This is a genomic window from Vibrio metoecus, assembly GCF_009665255.1.
GTDB lineage: Bacteria > Pseudomonadota > Gammaproteobacteria > Enterobacterales > Vibrionaceae > Vibrio > Vibrio metoecus_B.
Genome location: NZ_CP035686.1, coordinates 2,839,774 through 2,860,000 on the forward strand (window position 1 = coordinate 2,839,774; position 20,227 = coordinate 2,860,000).

16 protein-coding genes, 2 tRNA genes, 2 rRNA genes and 1 riboswitch (1 of these 21 cut by a window edge) are annotated in these 20,227 nt (G+C 47.2%); of the genes, 15 read left to right on the forward strand and 5 right to left on the reverse strand.

The genetic code is table 11. The features are described from left to right. Positions 1–44 precede the first annotated feature (44 nt). Entirely contained in the window at positions 45–413 is a 369-nt protein-coding gene (locus EPB59_RS12980; RefSeq protein ID WP_055052246.1) for a hypothetical protein, read from the forward strand. 877 nt (positions 414–1,290) lie between these two features. Next, positions 1,291–1,920, forward strand: coding sequence for a lysoplasmalogenase (locus tag EPB59_RS12990; RefSeq protein ID WP_081017944.1), 630 nt, complete (start codon positions 1,291–1,293; stop codon positions 1,918–1,920). 37 nt (positions 1,921–1,957) lie between these two features. On the opposite strand, the gene EPB59_RS12995 is transcribed toward EPB59_RS12990, so the two are convergent. After that, entirely contained in the window at positions 1,958–2,224 is a 267-nt protein-coding gene (locus EPB59_RS12995) for a DUF1145 domain-containing protein (RefSeq protein WP_055044076.1), read from the reverse strand. Then, positions 2,221–2,820 carry a 16S rRNA (guanine(966)-N(2))-methyltransferase RsmD gene (rsmD, locus tag EPB59_RS13000; RefSeq protein ID WP_154173111.1) on the reverse strand — a complete coding sequence of 200 codons (600 nt, stop codon included), beginning with the start codon at positions 2,818–2,820 and terminating at the stop codon, positions 2,221–2,223. The genes EPB59_RS12995 and rsmD overlap by 4 nt, the downstream gene beginning before the upstream one ends. Before the next feature lie 201 nt (positions 2,821–3,021). On the opposite strand from rsmD, the gene ftsY reads away from it, so the two are divergent. From ftsY to rpoH, 4 genes are all read left to right on the forward strand, one after another. Beyond that, positions 3,022–4,170 (forward strand): signal recognition particle-docking protein FtsY, encoded by a 1,149-nt coding sequence (gene ftsY / locus EPB59_RS13005; protein WP_154173113.1) that lies wholly within the window; start codon positions 3,022–3,024, stop codon positions 4,168–4,170. Between the two features lie 48 nt (positions 4,171–4,218). Beyond that, complete coding sequence (ftsE, locus tag EPB59_RS13010) at positions 4,219–4,893, forward strand: cell division ATP-binding protein FtsE (RefSeq protein WP_000617862.1); 675 nt, start codon at positions 4,219–4,221, stop codon at positions 4,891–4,893. Beyond that, positions 4,883–5,866 carry a permease-like cell division protein FtsX gene (ftsX, locus tag EPB59_RS13015; RefSeq protein WP_154173115.1) on the forward strand — a complete coding sequence of 328 codons (984 nt, stop codon included), beginning with the start codon at positions 4,883–4,885 and terminating at the stop codon, positions 5,864–5,866. The genes ftsE and ftsX overlap by 11 nt, the downstream gene beginning before the upstream one ends. A 169-nt stretch (positions 5,867–6,035) precedes the next feature. Then, positions 6,036–6,896: an RNA polymerase sigma factor RpoH gene (gene rpoH / locus EPB59_RS13020; RefSeq protein WP_055052251.1), complete on the forward strand. Its 861-nt coding sequence runs from the start codon at positions 6,036–6,038 to the stop codon at positions 6,894–6,896. A gap of 213 nt (positions 6,897–7,109) precedes the next feature. Here the strand turns inward: rpoH and sthA are convergent, their stop codons facing one another. Further along, positions 7,110–8,510 carry a Si-specific NAD(P)(+) transhydrogenase gene (gene sthA, locus EPB59_RS13025; protein ID WP_055052252.1) on the reverse strand — a complete coding sequence of 467 codons (1,401 nt, stop codon included), beginning with the start codon at positions 8,508–8,510 and terminating at the stop codon, positions 7,110–7,112. A gap of 309 nt (positions 8,511–8,819) precedes the next feature. Here sthA and fabR point away from each other — a divergent pair, with 309 nt between their 5' ends. Further along, on the forward strand, positions 8,820–9,461 hold the full coding sequence (fabR, locus tag EPB59_RS13030; RefSeq protein WP_055032154.1) for an HTH-type transcriptional repressor FabR: 642 nt from the start codon (positions 8,820–8,822) through the stop codon (positions 9,459–9,461). A 33-nt stretch (positions 9,462–9,494) separates the two neighbouring features. Continuing rightward, complete coding sequence (locus tag EPB59_RS13035; RefSeq protein ID WP_154173117.1) at positions 9,495–9,866, forward strand: YijD family membrane protein; 372 nt, start codon at positions 9,495–9,497, stop codon at positions 9,864–9,866. 38 nt (positions 9,867–9,904) lie between these two features. Here the strand turns inward: EPB59_RS13035 and trmA are convergent, their stop codons facing one another. After that, positions 9,905–11,014 (reverse strand): tRNA (uridine(54)-C5)-methyltransferase TrmA, encoded by a 1,110-nt coding sequence (trmA, locus tag EPB59_RS13040; RefSeq protein WP_154173119.1) that lies wholly within the window; start codon positions 11,012–11,014, stop codon positions 9,905–9,907. Between the two features lie 151 nt (positions 11,015–11,165). Further along, positions 11,166–11,367: riboswitch (cobalamin riboswitch) on the forward strand. A gap of 44 nt (positions 11,368–11,411) precedes the next feature. Here trmA and EPB59_RS13045 point away from each other — a divergent pair. From EPB59_RS13045 to murI, 3 genes are read left to right on the forward strand one after another with little or no spacing between them, the layout of a single operon-like run. Beyond that, entirely contained in the window at positions 11,412–13,262 is a 1,851-nt protein-coding gene (locus tag EPB59_RS13045; protein WP_154173121.1) for a TonB-dependent receptor domain-containing protein, read from the forward strand. 51 nt (positions 13,263–13,313) lie between these two features. Continuing rightward, a complete protein-coding gene (locus EPB59_RS13050; RefSeq protein ID WP_154173233.1) occupies positions 13,314–13,973 on the forward strand; it encodes an ATPase in 660 nt (219 codons plus the stop codon). 53 nt (positions 13,974–14,026) lie between these two features. Further along, a complete protein-coding gene (gene murI, locus EPB59_RS13055; protein ID WP_154173123.1) occupies positions 14,027–14,824 on the forward strand; it encodes a glutamate racemase in 798 nt (265 codons plus the stop codon). Here the strand turns inward: murI and EPB59_RS13060 are convergent. Then, entirely contained in the window at positions 14,790–15,245 is a 456-nt protein-coding gene (locus tag EPB59_RS13060; RefSeq protein WP_055052257.1) for an RNA recognition motif domain-containing protein, read from the reverse strand. The genes murI and EPB59_RS13060 overlap by 35 nt on opposite strands. A gap of 555 nt (positions 15,246–15,800) precedes the next feature. On the opposite strand from EPB59_RS13060, the gene EPB59_RS13065 reads away from it, so the two are divergent. The 4 genes from EPB59_RS13065 to EPB59_RS13080 all read left to right on the forward strand — a co-directional run. Then, positions 15,801–17,343 (forward strand): 16S ribosomal RNA (locus tag EPB59_RS13065). A 62-nt stretch (positions 17,344–17,405) separates the two neighbouring features. Continuing rightward, a tRNA-Ile gene (locus tag EPB59_RS13070) sits at positions 17,406–17,482 on the forward strand. Positions 17,483–17,490: 8 nt separating this feature from the next. Beyond that, positions 17,491–17,566, forward strand: a tRNA-Ala gene (locus EPB59_RS13075). A gap of 287 nt (positions 17,567–17,853) precedes the next feature. Next, positions 17,854–20,227, forward strand: a 23S ribosomal RNA gene (locus EPB59_RS13080) (it continues 513 nt past the right edge of the window). The 16S and 23S rRNA genes sit together here with 2 tRNA genes alongside, the layout of an rRNA operon.

Genomic DNA, 20,227 nt, shown 5'->3' on the forward strand with positions numbered 1-20,227 from the left:
GTTAGAAAGGAAGCAATTAACGAATAAAGTGCAGGAGGGCGCAAATGTCAGAAATTGAACAAGTTGTTCTACGTACACGCAAGCTCGAAACTTTATTGCGTGAACAATATCATGCCGACGGAAAGGGACTGCATCAACTCGTGACGAGCTGCGAAGAGCGTTTACCACATGATGTGATTAAAAAGCTTCGTTATGTGGCGACAATCCGCAATAAGATTGTGCATGAAGACGATTACCGCTTAGAAGATCGCAAAGCCTTCCTAGCGGTATGCCAAGAGTGTGAAGATGAGTTAACACCAAGAAGTGGAAAATTTGTTTGGCGATTGGCTTTTATGCTGATGACCTTGATGACTCTAGGCGCCATGCTGTTCTATTACTGGCATTGGGAAGAGTTGTCGCAGCATTTTCAATAAATAGAAAGACCGATAATAAAAAAGGACGCATTGCGTCCTTTTTTATTTATAAACAGCGACTTAGTACATCATGGGCAGTGTCATTAGGCCAATGATTACTGCGATCATAACGAGTCCTTGTTTCTGAGATGAAGAAATCATAACACTGCTCCTGTATTGGTTTCTGATTCTATGAAAAAAGAATAGAACATTTATCAGGCCTGATCAATAGATCTCAGGCTAAACTTTAAAAAAACACAGTTCTTTTGGCTTAATGTTGGTTTTTATCGAGAGAAAAGGCATGATTTTGAGGTGTTTTAATCATAATCAGTGTGAGTATTTATTGTTCTTTTGCTTGTTTATCTTATTGTTTTCAATGTGTTTTAATGTTTTAACCTGTTGGTTTATCTTTGTTCATATTGCTCTTATGGGGCGTTGTGTCTACTTGGTGCTTAGGTTTTTGTAAATTACCACTTTGTGAGAAAATAGCATTGTCTGTTGATAGTGGTTCTCATCTTTAATCTGGTCTGATGAGGTTGTTTTTATCTTTATTTATTAAATGTAACTATTGGTTTTTATTTTTATTAAATATTGGTTTTTATTGTTGTTTTTTGTTTTATCTATATGTTTTTGTTTGTTTATTTTACTCTTTGATTTTATTTATATTGGTTGTTTTTCTGTTTTTTCTATTCTTTTTGTTTTGCTTGTTTGGCTTTTTCATTTGTTTTGTTTTTTGTGATGTATTTGTTCTGGTTTTCTTCATTTTGTGTGCTGTGGAGATATTGGGGTTTTCGATAATGGTGAAGAGAATGATTCGCTAGCAAGATCCAATTTTTTACTTCGGCAACTGGACATCAAAAGTAAGATCCCTACACTGGCGGCAGTTTGAGTTAAGGGGATGTGCATGTTGAGCTGGATTTCTGTCGTGTTGTCGGGGTTTATCAGCATTTCTGCTTATGGACATCAGAAAGTGAAACAAGCGGTGTTCTTCCGAGTTCTCAGCCTGCTTCTATTGGTGCTGATCATTTGGACGCAGAACGTGAATGCTACGTCAGAGCTTATTTGGGTCTCTTTGGGGCTGATGGTTTCCATGTTAGCGCATGGAGCGCGTTTGAATGTTCGCTACCATCGAGCCAGTTTTGTCCTGTTTTTAGCTGCTCAACTGTTTTTTAGTAAAGCGTTTTGGGTTCAATTATCAGGAGCCATGGTGTGGTGGTTGCCTGCCTTGTTAGTTGCAGCGAGCATTGTGGCGTTTTTCTTGTTGTTGCCTCAAATCGATACCTTAATTTTTCCTGTCACTATCATGGGATTAATGTTGGTTCAAATGACGTGGGCGGCCGGTGAACTGTGGCTACAAGAAGCAAGCTTGGCATCTGGTGCAGGTTTTTTAGGGTGCCTGTTGTATATCCTTTCGGCCACCTTACTGGCGATTCATGATTATCGCCGGCCACTACCTTTGGGGCATGCGCTTATCTCTAGCACTTATCTCGCGGCGCAAGCTCTTATCTCTGCTTCAATCATTCTCTAGCGCTGAAATTAAAAAAAACCGCCTTGCGGCGGTTTCTTTACATCATATATTTACGGCGAATGTCCAACAGGGCAAAAATGCCGAAGATCAGTATCGACCATTTCTCCCAGCGTTTCAGCGGTACTTTATCGCCAAAGGCGCCAACGAAAATCAGCATTTGTAAGCCATGCATGAAGAGCAAGAATGCGGTCATGATGTAGAGTGCAATCGCCGCATTCCCCGGAAATGGGGTAATGATGTTGACCAGCAGAACCAGCCACACAAAGCCGATGGCCGCTTTGGCTAACCAGAGTAGTGCTTTCATTGTTCTTCCCTTATAAACAGCCGATAACAGACTTGTCCGGCACTCTTTTCACGGTGCAGATGCCAGTGAGGAGGCAACTCCGTCAGTGGCAGCTCTTTTTCGCACTCAATATAAATCATCGCTTGTGGCGAGAGCCAACCGTTTTGCTCTAGTAACTGAGTGGTTTTCTGTAACAAACCTTGTCGGAATGGAGGATCGATAAACACCACATCATAAGGTTTGCCTGATTGTCGCAGAAAGGCGAGTGCATCCGTGTGAATAAGCTCAATATTTTCTGCTTTCAGGCTCTGTACATTGGTTTTCAACTGGTTAAATGCGAGCGTGTTCAGCTCTAGCATAGTCACTTGACTTGCTTGGCGTGAAGCACATTCAAAGCCCAAACCACCCGAGCCGGCAAAGAGATCGAGACAGCGAGCCTTTGGCACTTCCTGAGCGAGCCAGTTGAAGAGCGTTTCTTTCACTCTATCGGTGGTTGGGCGCAACCCTTCGGCATCATGAACGGGCAGTTTTCGGCCACGCCACAGGCCGCTGATGATCCGAACTTGCCCTGTAGGGGCCTTTTTTTGTGATGGGTTTGGCTGGCGACGTCTTTGCATAGATTTTTTGACCGCTAATTAAGTGTTACTATAACTCGCTTGTCTGCCATTGGCGGGACAACCCGAGTTAACATAAAAAATTGGGCAAAGTGTACCAAGCGAAGCAAAAAGTTTTCACTGCTTTGTCATTTTTCTTTTCTGGTCCACGATAATGGCCAAGAAAAGTCTGTATTCAAATAAAGCGATTCAGGATAGCTCCAGATGACGGAAAAAAAGAAGCGTGGCTTGTTGTCATGGCTTGGATTTGGTGACGAAGAGAAAAACCAAACCACTGCAACGGATACTCAAACGCAGGATGAACCACAAAGCCAACCCGAAGTTGAAGCGGTGGCGATTCAAGCGGAAACTGCGTTAACAGAAACAGAAACAGAAACAGAAGAAATTACGGTGGATGAGCCTGCACGCATTGTGGAGCAAGAGAAACCGACCGAAAGTTTCTTCGCCCGCTTAAAACGCAGTTTGAGCCGTACCAAAGCGAATATCGGTGCAGGTTTCTTTGGCCTATTTCAAGGCAAAAAGATTGATGATGACCTGTTCGAAGAGCTCGAAGAACAACTGCTGATTGCCGATGTCGGCATGGATACCACCACCAAAATCATCACCAACTTGACGACGAAAGCCTCTCGTCAACAACTACGTGATGGTGAAGCGCTGTATGGTCTGCTGAAAGAAGAGATGGCCGAGATTCTCTCTCAGGTCGAGCAACCATTGGTGATCGATACTGAGAAAAAACCTTACGTGATCTTGATGGTGGGCGTGAATGGTGTGGGTAAAACCACCACGATCGGTAAGCTTGCCAAACAGTTCCAAGCACAAGGCAAGAAAGTGATGCTGGCTGCGGGCGATACCTTCCGTGCTGCCGCTGTTGAGCAGTTACAAGTGTGGGGTGAGCGTAACCAAGTTCCTGTCATCGCTCAGCATACTGGCGCAGATAGCGCCTCGGTTATTTATGATGCGATTGAAGCGGCGAAAGCGCGCGGGATTGATGTGGTCATCGCGGATACGGCTGGTCGTTTGCAAAACAAAAGTAACCTGATGGAAGAACTGCGCAAGATTGTGCGCGTGATGAAGAAAATTGACGACAGCGCACCACACGAAATCATGTTGACGCTGGATGCAGGTACCGGACAAAACGCGATCAGTCAGGCCAAGTTGTTTAGTGATGTAGCGCCTATCACGGGCATTACCTTAACCAAGCTTGATGGTACCGCTAAAGGTGGCGTGATTTTCGCGCTTGCCGATCAATTCCAGATCCCAATCCGTTATATCGGTGTCGGCGAGAAAATTGACGACTTACGTCCATTTGCAACACAAGAGTTTATCGACGCGCTGTTTAGCCGCGAAGAATAACCAAATCTGAGTTGGCATAGTGTGCCAGCCTTGTCAGGGGGAGACGGCGTGATCAGATTTCAGCAAGTCAGTAAAGCGTATCGAGGTGGGCGACAAGCGCTGCAGAAAGTGGATTTCCACTTGCGGCGTGGTGAAATGGCCTTCCTCGGCGGTCATTCTGGGGCGGGGAAAAGTACCCTGCTCAAGCTGATTTGTGCCATTGAGCGGCCAACCGACGGCAAAATTAGCTTCAATGGGCATGACATTACCCGAATCCCAAACAAGGATATTCCGTTTTTGCGCCGCAATATTGGGATTGTGTTCCAAGACCATCGCTTGCTGATGGATCGCAGCATCTATGACAATGTTGCACTGCCTATGCGCATTGAATCCATTTCGGAAAATGATATTAAGCGCCGTGTTTCGGCGGCGCTCGATAAAACCGGCTTACTCGATAAAGCTCGCTGTTTGCCAAGTCAGCTCTCTGGCGGTGAGCAACAGCGAGTTGGGATTGCTCGTGCGGTGGTTAACCGTCCAACACTACTACTGGCTGATGAGCCAACCGGTAACCTTGACCCTGAGCTTTCTAACCGAGTGCTGCGTCTGTTTGAAGAGTTTAACCGCGCTGGGGTCACAATACTGCTGGCGACGCACGATATTCATCTGGTGAATTCGCGTCCGCAATATCGTCATCTGGAACTCAATCAGGGTTTTTTAAGTGAGGTCGCGGATTATGGCCGTTAAGCAGGGCAATAAGAAAATCAGCAAAGCCACCAAAAGCAAACCGCGCGATGTCAAACGAGCCAAAACCGATAGTTTTCTCGCGATTCATTTCAAGCAAGCCAAAGCTTCCTTTGCGGCTTTGTGGCGACGTCCACTGGGCAACATTTTGACCTTAGCGGTGATCTCCATGGCGTTGGCACTGCCCGCAAGCTTGTATTTGCTAAGTAAGAACATTGCTTCGGTTGCTGAGCGAGTCGCAGGGCCTTCTCAGCTGAGTGTTTACTTACAAACGGATATTGCAGAGCCCCGCGTGATTGTGCTGAAAGATGATCTTGAGCGGCGTGATGAAATTGCCAAGGTGAAATACATCTCGCCCCAGCAAGGTCTGGATGACTTAAGCCAGTATGCAGGTTTTGAGCAAGCGATCAGTCTGCTCGATAACGCGACCTTGCCGGCGGTGTTAGTGGTGACGCCTAAAGTGGATAGCCGAGAGCAGATCAAAGCTCTGGCAGAAACGCTGCAAGCAGAACAGGGTGTGACTGATGTGCGCATGGATGAGGATTGGTTTGCCCGCTTAGATGCGATTCGCCACTTGGCGACCATCGTGGTGATAAGTTTATCCAGCTTAATGCTGATGTCGGTATTTTTGATTGTGGGCAATACGCTACGTTTTAACGTACAAGCCAACAAAGAAGAGATCCAAACCATGAAACTCATCGGCGCGACCGATGCGTATATTCTGCGTCCTTATCTCTATTCAGGGATGTGGTTTGGTTTGCTCGGTGCCGTGGCGGCATGGTTATTGACGGCATTAATGACGGTTTTACTCAATGGCGCGGTGGAAGCACTCGCTCAGTTGTATGACAGCCGTTTCCGTTTGATTGGCCTTGGTTGGGATGAATCGTTACTGCTTTTAATGCTCGGCGTGTTTCTGGGGTGTGTCGCAGCGAACGTATCGGCGAAACGACATCTGAAAGAAATTGAACCTGTTTAAGTGATAATGGTCATAAATGGGCGGCTGATTCAAAGTTGAGGCAGTGCTTGACTTGAGTTGCCCTTTTGTTTATGCATAATGACCAGTCAAACTTGAAACCTGTTCATTTTAGGTTCAAGCTTGTTGCGGTAAAACAGCGTATCCAGATCAGAGAATGATGAGGAATTGAATGACTAACCAAGCGTATCCAATGGCTCTTGTTTCCCAAGACAGCTTAGATAGCTACATCCGCTCAGTAAACGGTTACCCGATGCTGACAGCTGATGAAGAGCGTGAGCTGGCAGAGCGATTACATTACAAAGAGGATATCGAGGCTGCGAAAGGTCTGATTTTGTCGCACCTTCGATTTGTTGTTCACGTTGCTCGTGGTTATTCCGGTTATGGCCTGCCAATGGCGGATTTAGTGCAAGAAGGCAATATCGGTCTGATGAAAGCGGTGAAGCGCTTTAACCCGGAAATGGGGGTAAGACTGGTGTCTTTTGCGGTGCACTGGATTAAAGCCGAAATTCATGAATATGTGCTACGTAACTGGCGTATTGTGAAAATCGCCACCACCAAAGCACAACGCAAACTGTTCTTTAACCTGCGTAAATCTAAAAAACGCCTTGGCTGGTTTAATAACGGCGAAGTAGAAACTGTGGCACGCGAGTTGGGTGTTGAACCTGCTGAAGTACGTGAAATGGAATCTCGTTTGGCAGCACAAGATGCAGCGTTTGAGATGTCCGCCGAGGATGATGAAAACGGCATGGCCTACACAGCGCCCGTGCTGTACCTCGAAGATAAGCATTCTGACTTAGCCGATAACCTAGAAGCGGAAAACTGGGAAGCGCATACAACACAGCGCCTCAGCATGGCTCTGGCGAGTCTTGATGAGCGTAGCCAACACATTGTGCGTGCTCGTTGGTTGGATGATGACAACAAAACTACACTGCAAGATTTGGCGGAAATGTATGGTGTTTCTGCTGAGCGTATTCGTCAGCTTGAGAAAAACGCCATGCGTAAGCTGAAAGAAGCGGTGGGTGAGTTCTGATTTCACATTGCGTAACCGCTTGATAAGAAAAGGTCTGGCTAATACCAGACCTTTTTTGTCTTTATCCAATATCCCCTTCCGTCTTGAAGCTGCAACGGTGTTGGCTACGTTCATTCACCCCAATCACATAGTGTATCTATGCTCATGTGGATGAACTCACTTGCCGCCTACCTGCAAACTCCAAGTAGTTTGGGTATAAAATGCTCTAGCGTATTAAAACAGTCGGTTAAGACCATTTAAGGCCGCGACACGGAAGGCTTCCGCCATCGTTGGGTAGTTAAAAGTGGTATTCACGAAATACTCAATGGTATTGGCTTCGCCTTTTTGTTCCATGATTGCTTGACCGATATGAATGATTTCCGCAGCACGCTCACCAAAGCAATGAATGCCTAAGATCTCTTTGGTTTCGCGATGAAACAGGATTTTTAAGCTGCCGATATCTTTGCCTGCAATTTGCGCGCGAGCCAAGTGTTTGAAAGAAGCGCGTCCCACTTCATAAGGGACTTTAGCGGCAGTAAGCTCTTGCTCGGTACGACCAACAGAACTGATCTCAGGGATGGTGTAGATGCCAGTTGGGATGTCTTCCGTTAGTAAGTTAGCTGCTTGACCATGAATAATGGCCTGCGCGACAAAACGCCCTTGATCATAAGCGGCGCTAGCAAGGCTAGGGTAACCAATCACATCACCTACTGCATAAATGTGTTCCACTTGAGTCTGATAGTTGGTGTTCACAACTAACTGACCGCGTGAATCGGCTTGTAAGCCAACCGACTCTAAATTGAGCTTATCAGTATTACCGGTGCGCCCGTTGGCGTACAACAAGCAATCGGCACGCATTTTTTTACCCGATTTCAGATGGATGATCACGCCATCACTGGTGCCCTCAACTTTCTCATAGGTTTCATCATTACGGATCACCACGCCGCTGTTCCAAAAGTGGTAAGACAGGGCATCGGAGACTTCGTTATCCAGAAACGACAACAAGCGATCACGGGTGTTGATTAAATCCGTCTTCACATCCAAACCACGAAAGATTGAGGCGTATTCGCAACCGATAACCCCAGCGCCGTAAATAATGATATGACGAGGGTCGTGCTCAAGACTTAAAATCGAATCGCTGTCATAAATGCGCGGATGACCAAAATCGACATCTTTCGGGTGATAAGGGCGTGAACCGGTGGCAATCACAAACTTATCGGCACTGTAAGTGTCGATGCTGCCATCGGCTTTTTTTACCGCTACGGTGTGAGCGTCAATAAAGTGCGCGGCACCAAAAATCAGTGTGCATTGATTACGGTCGTAAAAGCCTTGGCGCAGGCGCGTTTGTTTATCAATCACGCTTTTGGCGTGACTTAAAATGGTCGAAAACGTAGCGTGAATGCTGGAGTTATTTTTGCAAAACAGCGGGTTGCTATTGAATTCGATAATTCGGCTTACCGCGTGGCGTAGGGCTTTAGAAGGTATGGTGCCCCAGTGGGTGCAACCACCACCGACACTGCTCTCTTTTTCTATGATAGCGACATTTTTCCCCCCTTTGGTGAGCCCCATCGCAGCACCTTCACCGCCTGGGCCACTGCCGATCACGATGACGTCAAAGTGGTTTTTCTGTCCCATAGTTGATCCTTGTTATATTTGCTTAACATTGATGTTGCGAGATTTTAACGCATTCCCGGTTCTGGCAACACGATGCAAGGCGTAGAGAGTGGGGAGGATCACGCCTTCGTTGTAAAAGCCTTGTTCCTCGTTACTTTATTTCAATCGCTTTTTATTACATTGAGTTAGCGATAATTCGCGGATCCATCCCGTAGGAGTTTACGAAAATGGTGGCTGTCTCATAGCGGTGTACTTTGTTGCTTAGACAAGCCTGCCAATCAGGTTATAGTATGAACCAAATTATTCGACTTAGCTGAGAACTGACTGGGTATGAAATCGTTGGGAATCCGAGCACAACAAAAAGAAAAGACGCGACGCTCTCTAATTGATGCCGCTTTTAGCCAACTGAGCGCGGATCGGAGCTTCTCTAATTTGAGTTTGCGTGAAGTGGCGCGCGAAGCAGGCATAGCGCCAACCTCATTTTATCGCCACTTTAAAGACATGGATGAATTGGGTTTAACCATGGTCGATGAAGGGGGCTTACTGCTGCGGCAATTAATGCGTCAAGCTCGCCAGCGCATCGTCAAGGAAGGCAGCGTGATCCGCACCTCCATTGAAACGTTTATGGAATTCATTGAGAGTAGCCCCAACGTATTTCGCCTATTGTTGCGTGAGCGTTCTGGTACTTCCTGTGAGTTTCGCGCAGCTGTGGTGCGTGAAATCCAACATTTTGCCGCTGAGCTGACCGAATATTTGGTTGCGACAGGTATGACGCGTGAAGAGGCGATGACTCAAGCGGAAGCTTCGGTCACCTTAGTTTTTAGTTCTGGAGCAGAAGCTTTAGATTTAGGACGAAACGAGCGAGATGAGCTCGCTGAGCGCCTGATTATGCAGCTACGCATGCTGGCGAAAGGCGCACATTGGTATCGTAAAGAGCGTGAGCGTAATCGTCTGAAAGGCACATTAGAATAAAATCCCTATCGAATAAGAAAAAAGGAACGAAAGATGTCGACGGAACAAGAAATACCATCAACCCGATCGGAGCGTAAAACCTTAATACTGGCCTTAATTGCAGGCCTGTGTAGCGATGCTTTACTTTCATGGATCACCATGAGCTCGGTGCCTTTTTCTCTGTTCGCGTTGATTGCTTTAGTGCTGTCAGTGCAAATGCTTTATCAAGAATATTTAACGTATCCAGTGGCAGAAGAAGTGCCATTAGTTGGTCTGGCTTGTTTTTTCGTCGGGGCTTTTGGTCATTCGGCTTTTATCAAAGCACAGTACCCGCAAGAGGGCTCTAACTTCTTATCGATTGTGATTGTGCTACTGCTGATCTTTTGGATTGGCCGCAAGCTCGGTTACATTGGTAGACAGCCATAAACAAAAAAACGAGCCGGATGGCTCGTTTTTTTATGCAGTTACTTTTTACGCTCCAACATCACGCCTGCTTCCATATGGTGGGTGTAAGGAAATTGGTCGAAGAGAGCAAAGCGCACCACTTGATGGGTTTCACCTAGGACTTGTAAGTTCTCTTGCAGCGTTTCTGGGTTACAAGAGATGTACAGAATGCGCTCATAACCTTGCACCATTTTACAAGTGTCGATATCCATGCCCGAGCGTGGTGGGTCGACAAAAATGGTGTTGCAGCGGTAGCTTTGCAGATCAACTCCCGCATCCTTCAAACGATTGAATTCGCGTTTACCTTCCATCGCCTGAGTAAACTCTTCTGCTGACATGCGAATGATCTGCACGTTGCCGATCTGGTTAGCGGCAATATTAAATTGCGCAGCTTCTACAGAAGGCTTGGCCAATTCGGTTGCCAGTACACGCTCAAAGTTTTGCGCTAACGCGAGTGAGAAGTTGCCGTTACCGCAATACAGTTCAAGCAAATCCCCCTCGCTCTCTTGAGTACAATCGACCGCCCACTCCAACATTTTTTCGGCGACCTTCGCATTAGGTTGGGTAAAACTGTTTTCGACTTGCTTATATACATAAGGCTGGCCATTGACCTGTAATTTCTCCACCACGTAATCACGATCCAGCACTACTTTCATTTTGCGAGCACGGCCGATTAAGTTCAGGTTGAACCCTTCATCGTTTAGGCGCTGTTTGAGAGCTTGCGCTGCAGTGATCCATTCTTCGCTGAGTTGTCGATGGTACAGCAGTGAAACCAAAATCTCGCCACTGAGGGTTGAGAGGAAATCAACCTGAAACAGTTTATGGCGCAGAATAGGGCTGCCTTTCATGGCATCCATCAGCAGAGGCATCAAATCGTTAATCAGGCGGCTCGCCGCTGGAAATTGATCCACGCGGTACTTTTCGCGCGTCTCTTGATTAAACATGATGTAGTACATGTCATCGCCTTCATGCCAAATCCGAAATTCAGCACGCATGCGATAATTCGCCACTGGCGACTCAAACACTTCCAACTCAGGCATGGAGTAATTAACAAACATCGCTTTTAAACGGGCGATTTTGTCTGCCAATTGAGCTTGGTAGAGTTCAGGGTTTACATCAAGAGTCGCCATTGGGGTACCTTTTTATGGGCTATTACAGAAAGAGCGCAGATTTTATTCAATCTCGGCTGCTTGTCCAGTTTTGCCCAAATATTGATTGGGATATTCAGTGTAAAGCCTAGCGGATCGGAATCTGTACTGGACAATTTTTCATTCACTCAATACTATCTGCGCCAAGCTGGTGCTATTTAGATGCCTGGATGGCTAAAAATGGCTGAAAAGGGAATCCGGTGTAACTCCGGAACTGACGCGCAGCGGTAAGAGAGAACGAACGCTCAAACGACACTGCTCTTAGAGTGGGAAGTCGAGCCAGTAGGTAAATAATGCTCTCAAGTCCGAAGACCTGCCAGCAACTGAGTCATGCAGTGGTATTGCACTCAGTCGGATTCACGCGATTTAGGACAACATAATGCAAAAATCAGCACTGGCGATCGCTCTAGCATCGCTGCTTACCCCTATCTCTTATTTACACGCCAACGAAGCACAACCTCAAGAAACGCTGGTTGTGACGGCGAGTCGTTTTGAGCAAAAACAAGCTTCTGTTCTATCCGCGACCACGGTGATTAGCCGTCAGGAAATCGAACAGTACCAAGCTAATTCACTCACTGAAGTGCTGCGCCGCGTTCCAGGTGTCGAAGTTGCCCAGAATGGTGGCCGTGGTCATAACGCGTCAGTGTTTATGCGCGGGACCAATAGCGGCCATGTGCTGGTACTGGTCGACGGTGTGCGTATTGACTCTGCAGCTGGTGGTGTGGCAATCAACCGTTTCCCTCTCGGGTTAGTTGAACGCCTTGAGGTTGTTCGTGGTCCGGGTGCTGCCGTGTATGGTTCTGATGCTGTTGGTGGGGTGATCAATATTATTACCCGCTCTCATCGTGGCAATAATCTTAAGCAAGTGACGGTTGGCATTGGTAGCAACCAGAGCCGTAAAGGCGATGTGGTTGCTAAGGCGGATGTGAATGAACAAGGTCATCTGCAACTGGCGGCTGGTTTTGAGAAAACCGACGGTTACGATATCAAAAGCACACAGACGGGTATCGATTACGGTTATGAAAGCCAGAATCTGATGGGTGGTTACGAGCATCGCTTTAATGACAACTGGCTGGGTTATGTGTCGACGAGTTGGTTTGATAGTGATGTGGAATATAACTCATCCGGTGCGCTTTACCACGGTTTCTCCGACAATCAGAGTTTTACTGGCCAGTTGAATTATGAAGGAAGCAAGTTAAAGAGTCTGTTTTCTCTTAACTATCAAAAAACTGATAAGCGAGATTATAGCCAGAGTGAGGGGAAGGATAATGCCAGCACACTAGCCAACATCGATCTGACCCAGATTCAGTGGGCTAACATGTATCAACTAAATGAGTACGTTGAGTTGGGTGGTGGTGTTGATGGGCGTCGTGAATCACTGGGCGATGATGCGTTAAGTTACGGCTATGCACATGCTCTTGCAGGAGAGAGCCGAGATACCAAAGGAGCATTCGGTTCGGGTCGAATTAGCGTGAATAACTGGGTTATCGAAGCGAACGTGCGTTATGACAAGCATGATAAGTATGATGACTACACCACGTGGTCGTTAGCAACGGGTTATCAAATCAACTCGAATTACCGACTCAGAGCGAACTACGGAACGGCATTTAAAGCGCCGACGTACACCAACTTGTCAACATCGCCAGACCTTCAGCCGGAAAAGTCGAAGAATATCGAAGTGGGTGTCGATGCAACATACTCTCTGGCCCGAGTTAGTTTGTCGGCATACGACAACAAAGTGGATAACTTGATCATCTGGTATTCCGATCCGAACGGTAATATTTGTGATGTGGTGAGTTACGGCGGCTGTTCATTGAATACGGACGCGCGTATTAAAGGTGTGGAATTGGAAGTGAACTTTGACACTGGCCCGATCAACCATACGCTAGTTGCAGAGTACAAAGATCACAAAGATGACAACGGCATTCAACTGGCTCGCCGTGCGAAAGAAAACTATAAGTGGATCACTTCGGCACAATTCGGTGACTTCGATATGAGCACTACCTACACCTTCACCGGTAAACGTCTGGATCTGCCAAAAACAGGGGCGAGCGATGAGGATTACATTCCAGCTACTAATTTATGGGATGTGTCATTGGGTTATTGGGTCAGTGATGCTTTTGTAGTTCGCTCTCGTGTTGAAAACCTGTTCAACGAGCAATACGAGACAGCCCAAGGTTACCGTTCTCCAGAAAAAACGTACTACCTGAACGCGAGTTACCAGTTCTAACCTTAAACCGCCTTCGGGCGGTTTTGTTTTTGGGATAACACAGTGAATAAAATGAAGGTCATCATCAGTTGGTCATCAGGTAAAGATTCGACCCTCACCTTAGAGCGATTACGTGAAAGAGCGGATGTTGAAGTCGTTGGCCTCGTTACCACGTACGTAGGTAATGAAGTTCCTTTCCAAGCGACACCCATTGAAGTGCTTGAGCTACAAGCTCAGCTCGTTGGTCTTCCTTTGATTAAAATTGAATTACCAACGGTTTTTCCATCTAATCCGATTTATCAAAGCCAAGTTGTGGAAGGGTTACAGAACTCAGGCGTGAGATTTGATGCAATCGCTTTTGGTGATTTGTTTTGTAATGGCATTGCTGAGTATCGCAAAAGTTATCTAGAACCAGCAGGATGGGAATGTCTGTTTCCTCTAATGGGTGAAAATTCAATGCAACTGGCTCAGGAAATTATAAATCGAGGTATTCAAACCTTGGTTGTGACTACGGATGGTGAGCAGATCAGTTCAGACTATTGTGGGCAATGGTATAGCGCAGAATTTATACAAGCATTGCCACTCAGCGTTGACCCATGCGGAGAAAATGGAGAATTCCACACATTAGTAACTCAAGCCCCATGCATGTCAGGACACTTAGAATTAGTGTTAGAAGGGAAAAGCCAAACCGAACGTTTCTGTTATCAAAGGTATCGGGCGTGGATTGCCTAATTGAGCAGAGAGAGTATGATCGACCCGTTTTTTCTAGCTAGGTTGTCGCACTCGTGTCATCTCAATCCTTTCCTCGTGTTCTGATTTTCGATTCAGGTGTGGGTGGTCTTTCCGTATATCGGGAAATCGAAGCCCGCTTGCCGCAACTTAGCTACATCTATCTGTTCGATAATGCCGCTTATCCCTACGGTGAATTGGCTCAAGAAACCTTGATTTCGCGAGTCGATGCCTTAGTTACTCGCATGGTTGAACAAGAGCAGATTGATCTCGTGGTCATCGCTTGTAATACCGCGAGTACCATAGTGCTGCCAGTGCTACGTGCCAAACTCACGATACCCGTAGTGGGGGTTGTACCCGCTATCAAGCCTGCCTCATTAATTGCCAGTAAAGCGATTGGCCTCATTGCCACTCCTGCGACAGTCAAGCGCCAATACACGCAAGAACTCATTCGAAACTTCTCAGCCAATAAAAACGTCGAACTATTGGGTTCAACTCGACTGGTTAATATGGCTGAAGAGAAGCTACGCGGTAAGCCACTGGATCTCGAAGAGTTAGAAAACATACTGCACCCACTCAAACATACTATTGATGTTGCCGTGCTAGGCTGCACTCATTTCCCTCTAATAAAAGAAGAAATTCAGCAAGTGCTCGGAGAGCAAGTCCAACTGATTGATTCGGGTGTTGCGATTGCGCGAAGAGTTCAAGAGCTATTGGGAATAGACAAAGGGGCTAGGACAAATCAGAAACATCAAATTTATGCTAGCGCACCCCCTTGGGAGGAGAGTGCGCTAAATATCAAGCTCGAACAGTTAGGGTTTAATCCTGTTCAGCCATTTCCTCATCCGATTTAGGATCATTAGCAATTCGAACCTTTAATGTCCGCTGCATATATTCCTTTTCATTGAGAGCATCGATTGCACTTTGAGCCTGGCTTGCAGCGATAACCACAAATCCAAACCCCCGCCGTTTACCCGTTCGCTTATCCTTCATAAGACGCACCGCAAAGACTTCACCATGCTCGGCGAACAACTCTTTAACGTGCGATTCATTGGCTTTATAGGGTAGGTTGCCCACATACAATGTTTTCGTTGTAGAAGAAGCCTCTTCATCTTGGCTTGAAATGGTGGATTGAGTAGAAAGTTTGCAAATTAAAGTCGTTGCAACCACACCAATTAAAAAAGCGAAAGAAGAGTGTAGAGTCAATTGAGATAAAATCCCGGCACCAATAACCGCAAGCAGGGCAATCCATAATATAGATTTGTCAGATTTCATATTGAATTACTACGCATCAGAGAAAAAGAAGAGTCACTGTCTATCGATGAATTAACAAAATAGACACAGGAATCTTACGTATATGCTTGATATTTTTCCAATCGAATGGTGTGACCCCCCTCAACATGTTGGAATTTTATTCGAAAAACAGCTCATTGTTGGCTTTTTGAGCGAACGATTTTTTTTTAATAAAAAAAGCTTGTCATAAAAATCAACCTCCCTATAATGCGCCCTCACTGACACGGCGTGAGACTCAAATCACAAAGTGAAAGAAGAAAGAGAAGAAAAGGTTTGAAAAAACATTTGACACTCAAATGAATAAGCGTAATATACGCAGCCCTAGCGAACGAAGCTGAAAGGCGGTTTCGATAGGTAAAGCTCTTTAACAATATAAACCAATCAATCTGTGTGGGCACTCGTTGATGATAATCAAAAAAGATTTATCAATGAACTGAGTGACCATTTGAATGAGCAATCATTCAGCACAGTCAATTCAACATTACTATGTAATGTTATCAGTATTCATTGAGCCGAAGCGAAAGCTTCAAAAACTTTTAATTGAAGAGTTTGATCATGGCTCAGATTGAACGCTGGCGGCAGGCCTAACACATGCAAGTCGAGCGGCAGCACAGAGGAACTTGTTCCTTGGGTGGCGAGCGGCGGACGGGTGAGTAATGCCTGGGAAATTGCCCGGTAGAGGGGGATAACCATTGGAAACGATGGCTAATACCGCATAACCTCGTAAGAGCAAAGCAGGGGACCTTCGGGCCTTGCGCTACCGGATATGCCTAGGTGGGATTAGCTAGTTGGTGAGGTAAGGGCTCACCAAGGCGACGATCCCTAGCTGGTCTGAGAGGATGATCAGCCACACTGGAACTGAGACACGGTCCAGACTCCTACGGGAGGCAGCAGTGGGGAATATTGCACAATGGGCGCAAGCCTGATGCAGCCATGCCGCGTGTATGAAGAAGGCCTTCGGGTTGTAAAGTACTTTCAGTAGGGAGGAAGGTGGTTAAGCTAATACCTTAATCATTTGACGTTACCTACAGAAGAAGCACCGGCTAACTCCGTGCCAGCAGCCGCGGTAATACGGAGGGTGCAAGCGTTAATCGGAATTACTGGGCGTAAAGCGCATGCAGGTGGTTTGTTAAGTCAGATGTGAAAGCCCTGGGCTCAACCTAGGAATCGCATTTGAAACTGACAAGCTAGAGTACTGTAGAGGGGGGTAGAATTTCAGGTGTAGCGGTGAAATGCGTAGAGATCTGAAGGAATACCGGTGGCGAAGGCGGCCCCCTGGACAGATACTGACACTCAGATGCGAAAGCGTGGGGAGCAAACAGGATTAGATACCCTGGTAGTCCACGCCGTAAACGATGTCTACTTGGAGGTTGTGACCTAGAGTCGTGGCTTTCGGAGCTAACGCGTTAAGTAGACCGCCTGGGGAGTACGGTCGCAAGATTAAAACTCAAATGAATTGACGGGGGCCCGCACAAGCGGTGGAGCATGTGGTTTAATTCGATGCAACGCGAAGAACCTTACCTACTCTTGACATCCAGAGAATCTAGCGGAGACGCTGGAGTGCCTTCGGGAACTCTGAGACAGGTGCTGCATGGCTGTCGTCAGCTCGTGTTGTGAAATGTTGGGTTAAGTCCCGCAACGAGCGCAACCCTTATCCTTGTTTGCCAGCACGTAATGGTGGGAACTCCAGGGAGACTGCCGGTGATAAACCGGAGGAAGGTGGGGACGACGTCAAGTCATCATGGCCCTTACGAGTAGGGCTACACACGTGCTACAATGGCGTATACAGAGGGCAGCGATACCGCGAGGTGGAGCGAATCTCACAAAGTACGTCGTAGTCCGGATTGGAGTCTGCAACTCGACTCCATGAAGTCGGAATCGCTAGTAATCGCAAATCAGAATGTTGCGGTGAATACGTTCCCGGGCCTTGTACACACCGCCCGTCACACCATGGGAGTGGGCTGCAAAAGAAGCAGGTAGTTTAACCTTCGGGAGGACGCTTGCCACTTTGTGGTTCATGACTGGGGTGAAGTCGTAACAAGGTAGCGCTAGGGGAACCTGGCGCTGGATCACCTCCTTACACGATGGTTATCGTGATGAGTGTCCACACAGATTGATTCGGTTTAGATTTGAGCATTAAGTGGGTCTGTAGCTCAGGTGGTTAGAGCGTACGCCTGATAAGCGTAAGGTCGGTGGTTCGAGTCCACTCAGACCCACCACTAACGATGGGGTTATAGCTCAGCTGGGAGAGCGCCTGCCTTGCACGCAGGAGGTCTGCGGTTCGATCCCGCATAACTCCACCATCTTTAAGCGTTTTCGCTGAGAATGTTTAAAAATGGTTCATTCTTTGAATCTTGCTCTTTAACAATTTGGAAAGCTGACAAAACAACAAATTATTGTTGTTTGTAAAGTTCTCAATGTTTATCGAAAGATAAACACCAACAACACATTCAAGTGTGCTTGGTATCGAATAAGACTTCGGTCTTGTTCAAAATTTGAGTCCGGCAAAATCTGTCTCGCACTCATGTAAATTAAACGCGAGACAACTTAGGTTGTTTAAACAACAACCCGAAACTCCTTCGGGTTGTATGGTTAAGTGACTAAGCGTACACGGTGGATGCCTGGGCAGTCAGAGGCGATGAAGGACGTACTAACTTGCGATAAGCGCAGATAAGGCAGTAAGAGCCGTTTGAGTCTGCGATTTCCGAATGGGGAAACCCAACTGCATAAGCAGTTACTGTTAACTGAATACATAGGTTAACAGAGCAAACCGGGGGAACTGAAACATCTAAGTACCCCGAGGAGAAGAAATCAACCGAGATTCCGGTAGTAGCGGCGAGCGAACCTGGATTAGCCCTTAAGCACTCGGTGAAGTAGGTGAACAAGCTGGAAAGCTTGGCGATACAGGGTGATAGCCCCGTAACCGACGCTTCATCGAGCGTGAAATCGAGTAGGGCGGGACACGTGATATCCTGTCTGAATATGGGGGGACCATCCTCCAAGGCTAAATACTCCTGACTGACCGATAGTGAACCAGTACCGTGAGGGAAAGGCGAAAAGAACCCCTGTGAGGGGAGTGAAATAGAACCTGAAACCGTGTACGTACAAGCAGTAGGAGCACCTTCGTGGTGTGACTGCGTACCTTTTGTATAATGGGTCAGCGACTTATATTCAGTGGCAAGGTTAACCGTATAGGGGAGCCGTAGCGAAAGCGAGTCTTAACTGGGCGCTCAGTCTCTGGATATAGACCCGAAACCGGGTGATCTAGCCATGGGCAGGTTGAAGGTTGAGTAACATCAACTGGAGGACCGAACCGACTAATGTTGAAAAATTAGCGGATGACTTGTGGCTAGGGGTGAAAGGCCAATCAAACTCGGAGATAGCTGGTTCTCCCCGAAAGCTATTTAGGTAGCGCCTCGGACGAATACTACTGGGGGTAGAGCACTGTTAAGGCTAGGGGGTCATCCCGACTTACCAACCCTTTGCAAACTCCGAATACCAGTAAGTACTATCCGGGAGACACACGGCGGGTGCTAACGTCCGTCGTGGAGAGGGAAACAACCCAGACCGCCAGCTAAGGTCCCAAAGTATTGCTAAGTGGGAAACGATGTGGGAAGGCTCAGACAGCTAGGATGTTGGCTTAGAAGCAGCCATCATTTAAAGAAAGCGTAATAGCTCACTAGTCGAGTCGGCCTGCGCGGAAGATGTAACGGGGCTAAGCAATACACCGAAGCTGCGGCAATGTCCTTTGGACATTGGGTAGGGGAGCGTTCTGTAAGCCGTTGAAGGTGAATCGTAAGGTTTGCTGGAGGTATCAGAAGTGCGAATGCTGACATGAGTAACGACAAGGGGGGTGAAAAACCTCCCCGCCGGAAGACCAAGGGTTCCTGTCCAACGTTAATCGGGGCAGGGTGAGTCGACCCCTAAGGCGAGGCTGAAAAGCGTAGTCGATGGGAAACGGGTTAATATTCCCGTACTCAATCAAATTGCGATGGGGGGACGGAGAAGGCTAGGTGGGCCAGGCGACGGTTGTCCTGGTTCAAGTGCGTAGGCTTAAGAGTTAGGTAAATCCGGCTCTTTCTAAGGCTGAGACACGACGTCGAGCTACTACGGTAGTGAAGTCATTGATGCCATGCTTCCAGGAAAAGCCTCTAAGCTTCAGATTTGATGGAATCGTACCCCAAACCGACACAGGTGGTCGGGTAGAGAATACCAAGGCGCTTGAGAGAACTCGGGTGAAGGAACTAGGCAAAATGGTACCGTAACTTCGGGAGAAGGTACGCTCTTGATGGTGAAGTCCCTCGCGGATGGAGCTGACGAGAGTCGCAGATACCAGGTGGCTGCAACTGTTTATTAAAAACACAGCACTGTGCAAAATCGCAAGATGACGTATACGGTGTGACGCCTGCCCGGTGCCGGAAGGTTAATTGATGGGGTTAGCGTAAGCGAAGCTCTTGATCGAAGCCCCGGTAAACGGCGGCCGTAACTATAACGGTCCTAAGGTAGCGAAATTCCTTGTCGGGTAAGTTCCGACCTGCACGAATGGCGTAATGATGGCCACGCTGTCTCCACCCGAGACTCAGTGAAATTGAAATCGCTGTGAAGATGCAGTGTACCCGCGGCTAGACGGAAAGACCCCGTGAACCTTTACTACAGCTTGGCACTGAACATTGAACCTACATGTGTAGGATAGGTGGGAGGCTATGAAGACGTGACGCTAGTTGCGTTGGAGCCGTCCTTGAAATACCACCCTTGTATGTTTGATGTTCTAACTTAGACCCGTTATCCGGGTTGAGGACAGTGCCTGGTGGGTAGTTTGACTGGGGCGGTCTCCTCCCAAAGAGTAACGGAGGAGCACGAAGGTGGGCTAATCACGGTTGGACATCGTGAGGTTAGTGCAATGGCATAAGCCCGCTTAACTGCGAGAATGACGGTTCGAGCAGGTGCGAAAGCAGGTCATAGTG

Coding starts and splice junctions, on each gene's coding strand:
- EPB59_RS12995 (WP_055044076.1), bottom strand. CDS start 2,224: ATGAAAGCACTACTCTGGTTAGCCAAAGCGGCCATCGGCTTTGTGTGG.
- rsmD (WP_154173111.1), bottom strand. CDS start 2,820: ATGCAAAGACGTCGCCAGCCAAACCCATCACAAAAAAAGGCCCCTACA.
- EPB59_RS13060 (WP_055052257.1), bottom strand. CDS start 15,245: ATGAAATCTGACAAATCTATATTATGGATTGCCCTGCTTGCGGTTATT.
- EPB59_RS12980 (WP_055052246.1), top strand. CDS start 45: ATGTCAGAAATTGAACAAGTTGTTCTACGTACACGCAAGCTCGAAACT.
- EPB59_RS13035 (WP_154173117.1), top strand. CDS start 9,495: ATGTCGACGGAACAAGAAATACCATCAACCCGATCGGAGCGTAAAACC.
- EPB59_RS13045 (WP_154173121.1), top strand. CDS start 11,412: ATGCAAAAATCAGCACTGGCGATCGCTCTAGCATCGCTGCTTACCCCT.
- EPB59_RS13050 (WP_154173233.1), top strand. CDS start 13,314: ATGAAGGTCATCATCAGTTGGTCATCAGGTAAAGATTCGACCCTCACC.
- rpoH (WP_055052251.1), top strand. CDS start 6,036: ATGACTAACCAAGCGTATCCAATGGCTCTTGTTTCCCAAGACAGCTTA.
- ftsX (WP_154173115.1), top strand. CDS start 4,883: ATGGCCGTTAAGCAGGGCAATAAGAAAATCAGCAAAGCCACCAAAAGC.
- ftsY (WP_154173113.1), top strand. CDS start 3,022: ATGACGGAAAAAAAGAAGCGTGGCTTGTTGTCATGGCTTGGATTTGGT.
- sthA (WP_055052252.1), bottom strand. CDS start 8,510: ATGGGACAGAAAAACCACTTTGACGTCATCGTGATCGGCAGTGGCCCA.
- trmA (WP_154173119.1), bottom strand. CDS start 11,014: ATGGCGACTCTTGATGTAAACCCTGAACTCTACCAAGCTCAATTGGCA.
- fabR (WP_055032154.1), top strand. CDS start 8,820: ATGAAATCGTTGGGAATCCGAGCACAACAAAAAGAAAAGACGCGACGC.
- EPB59_RS12990 (WP_081017944.1), top strand. CDS start 1,291: ATGTGCATGTTGAGCTGGATTTCTGTCGTGTTGTCGGGGTTTATCAGC.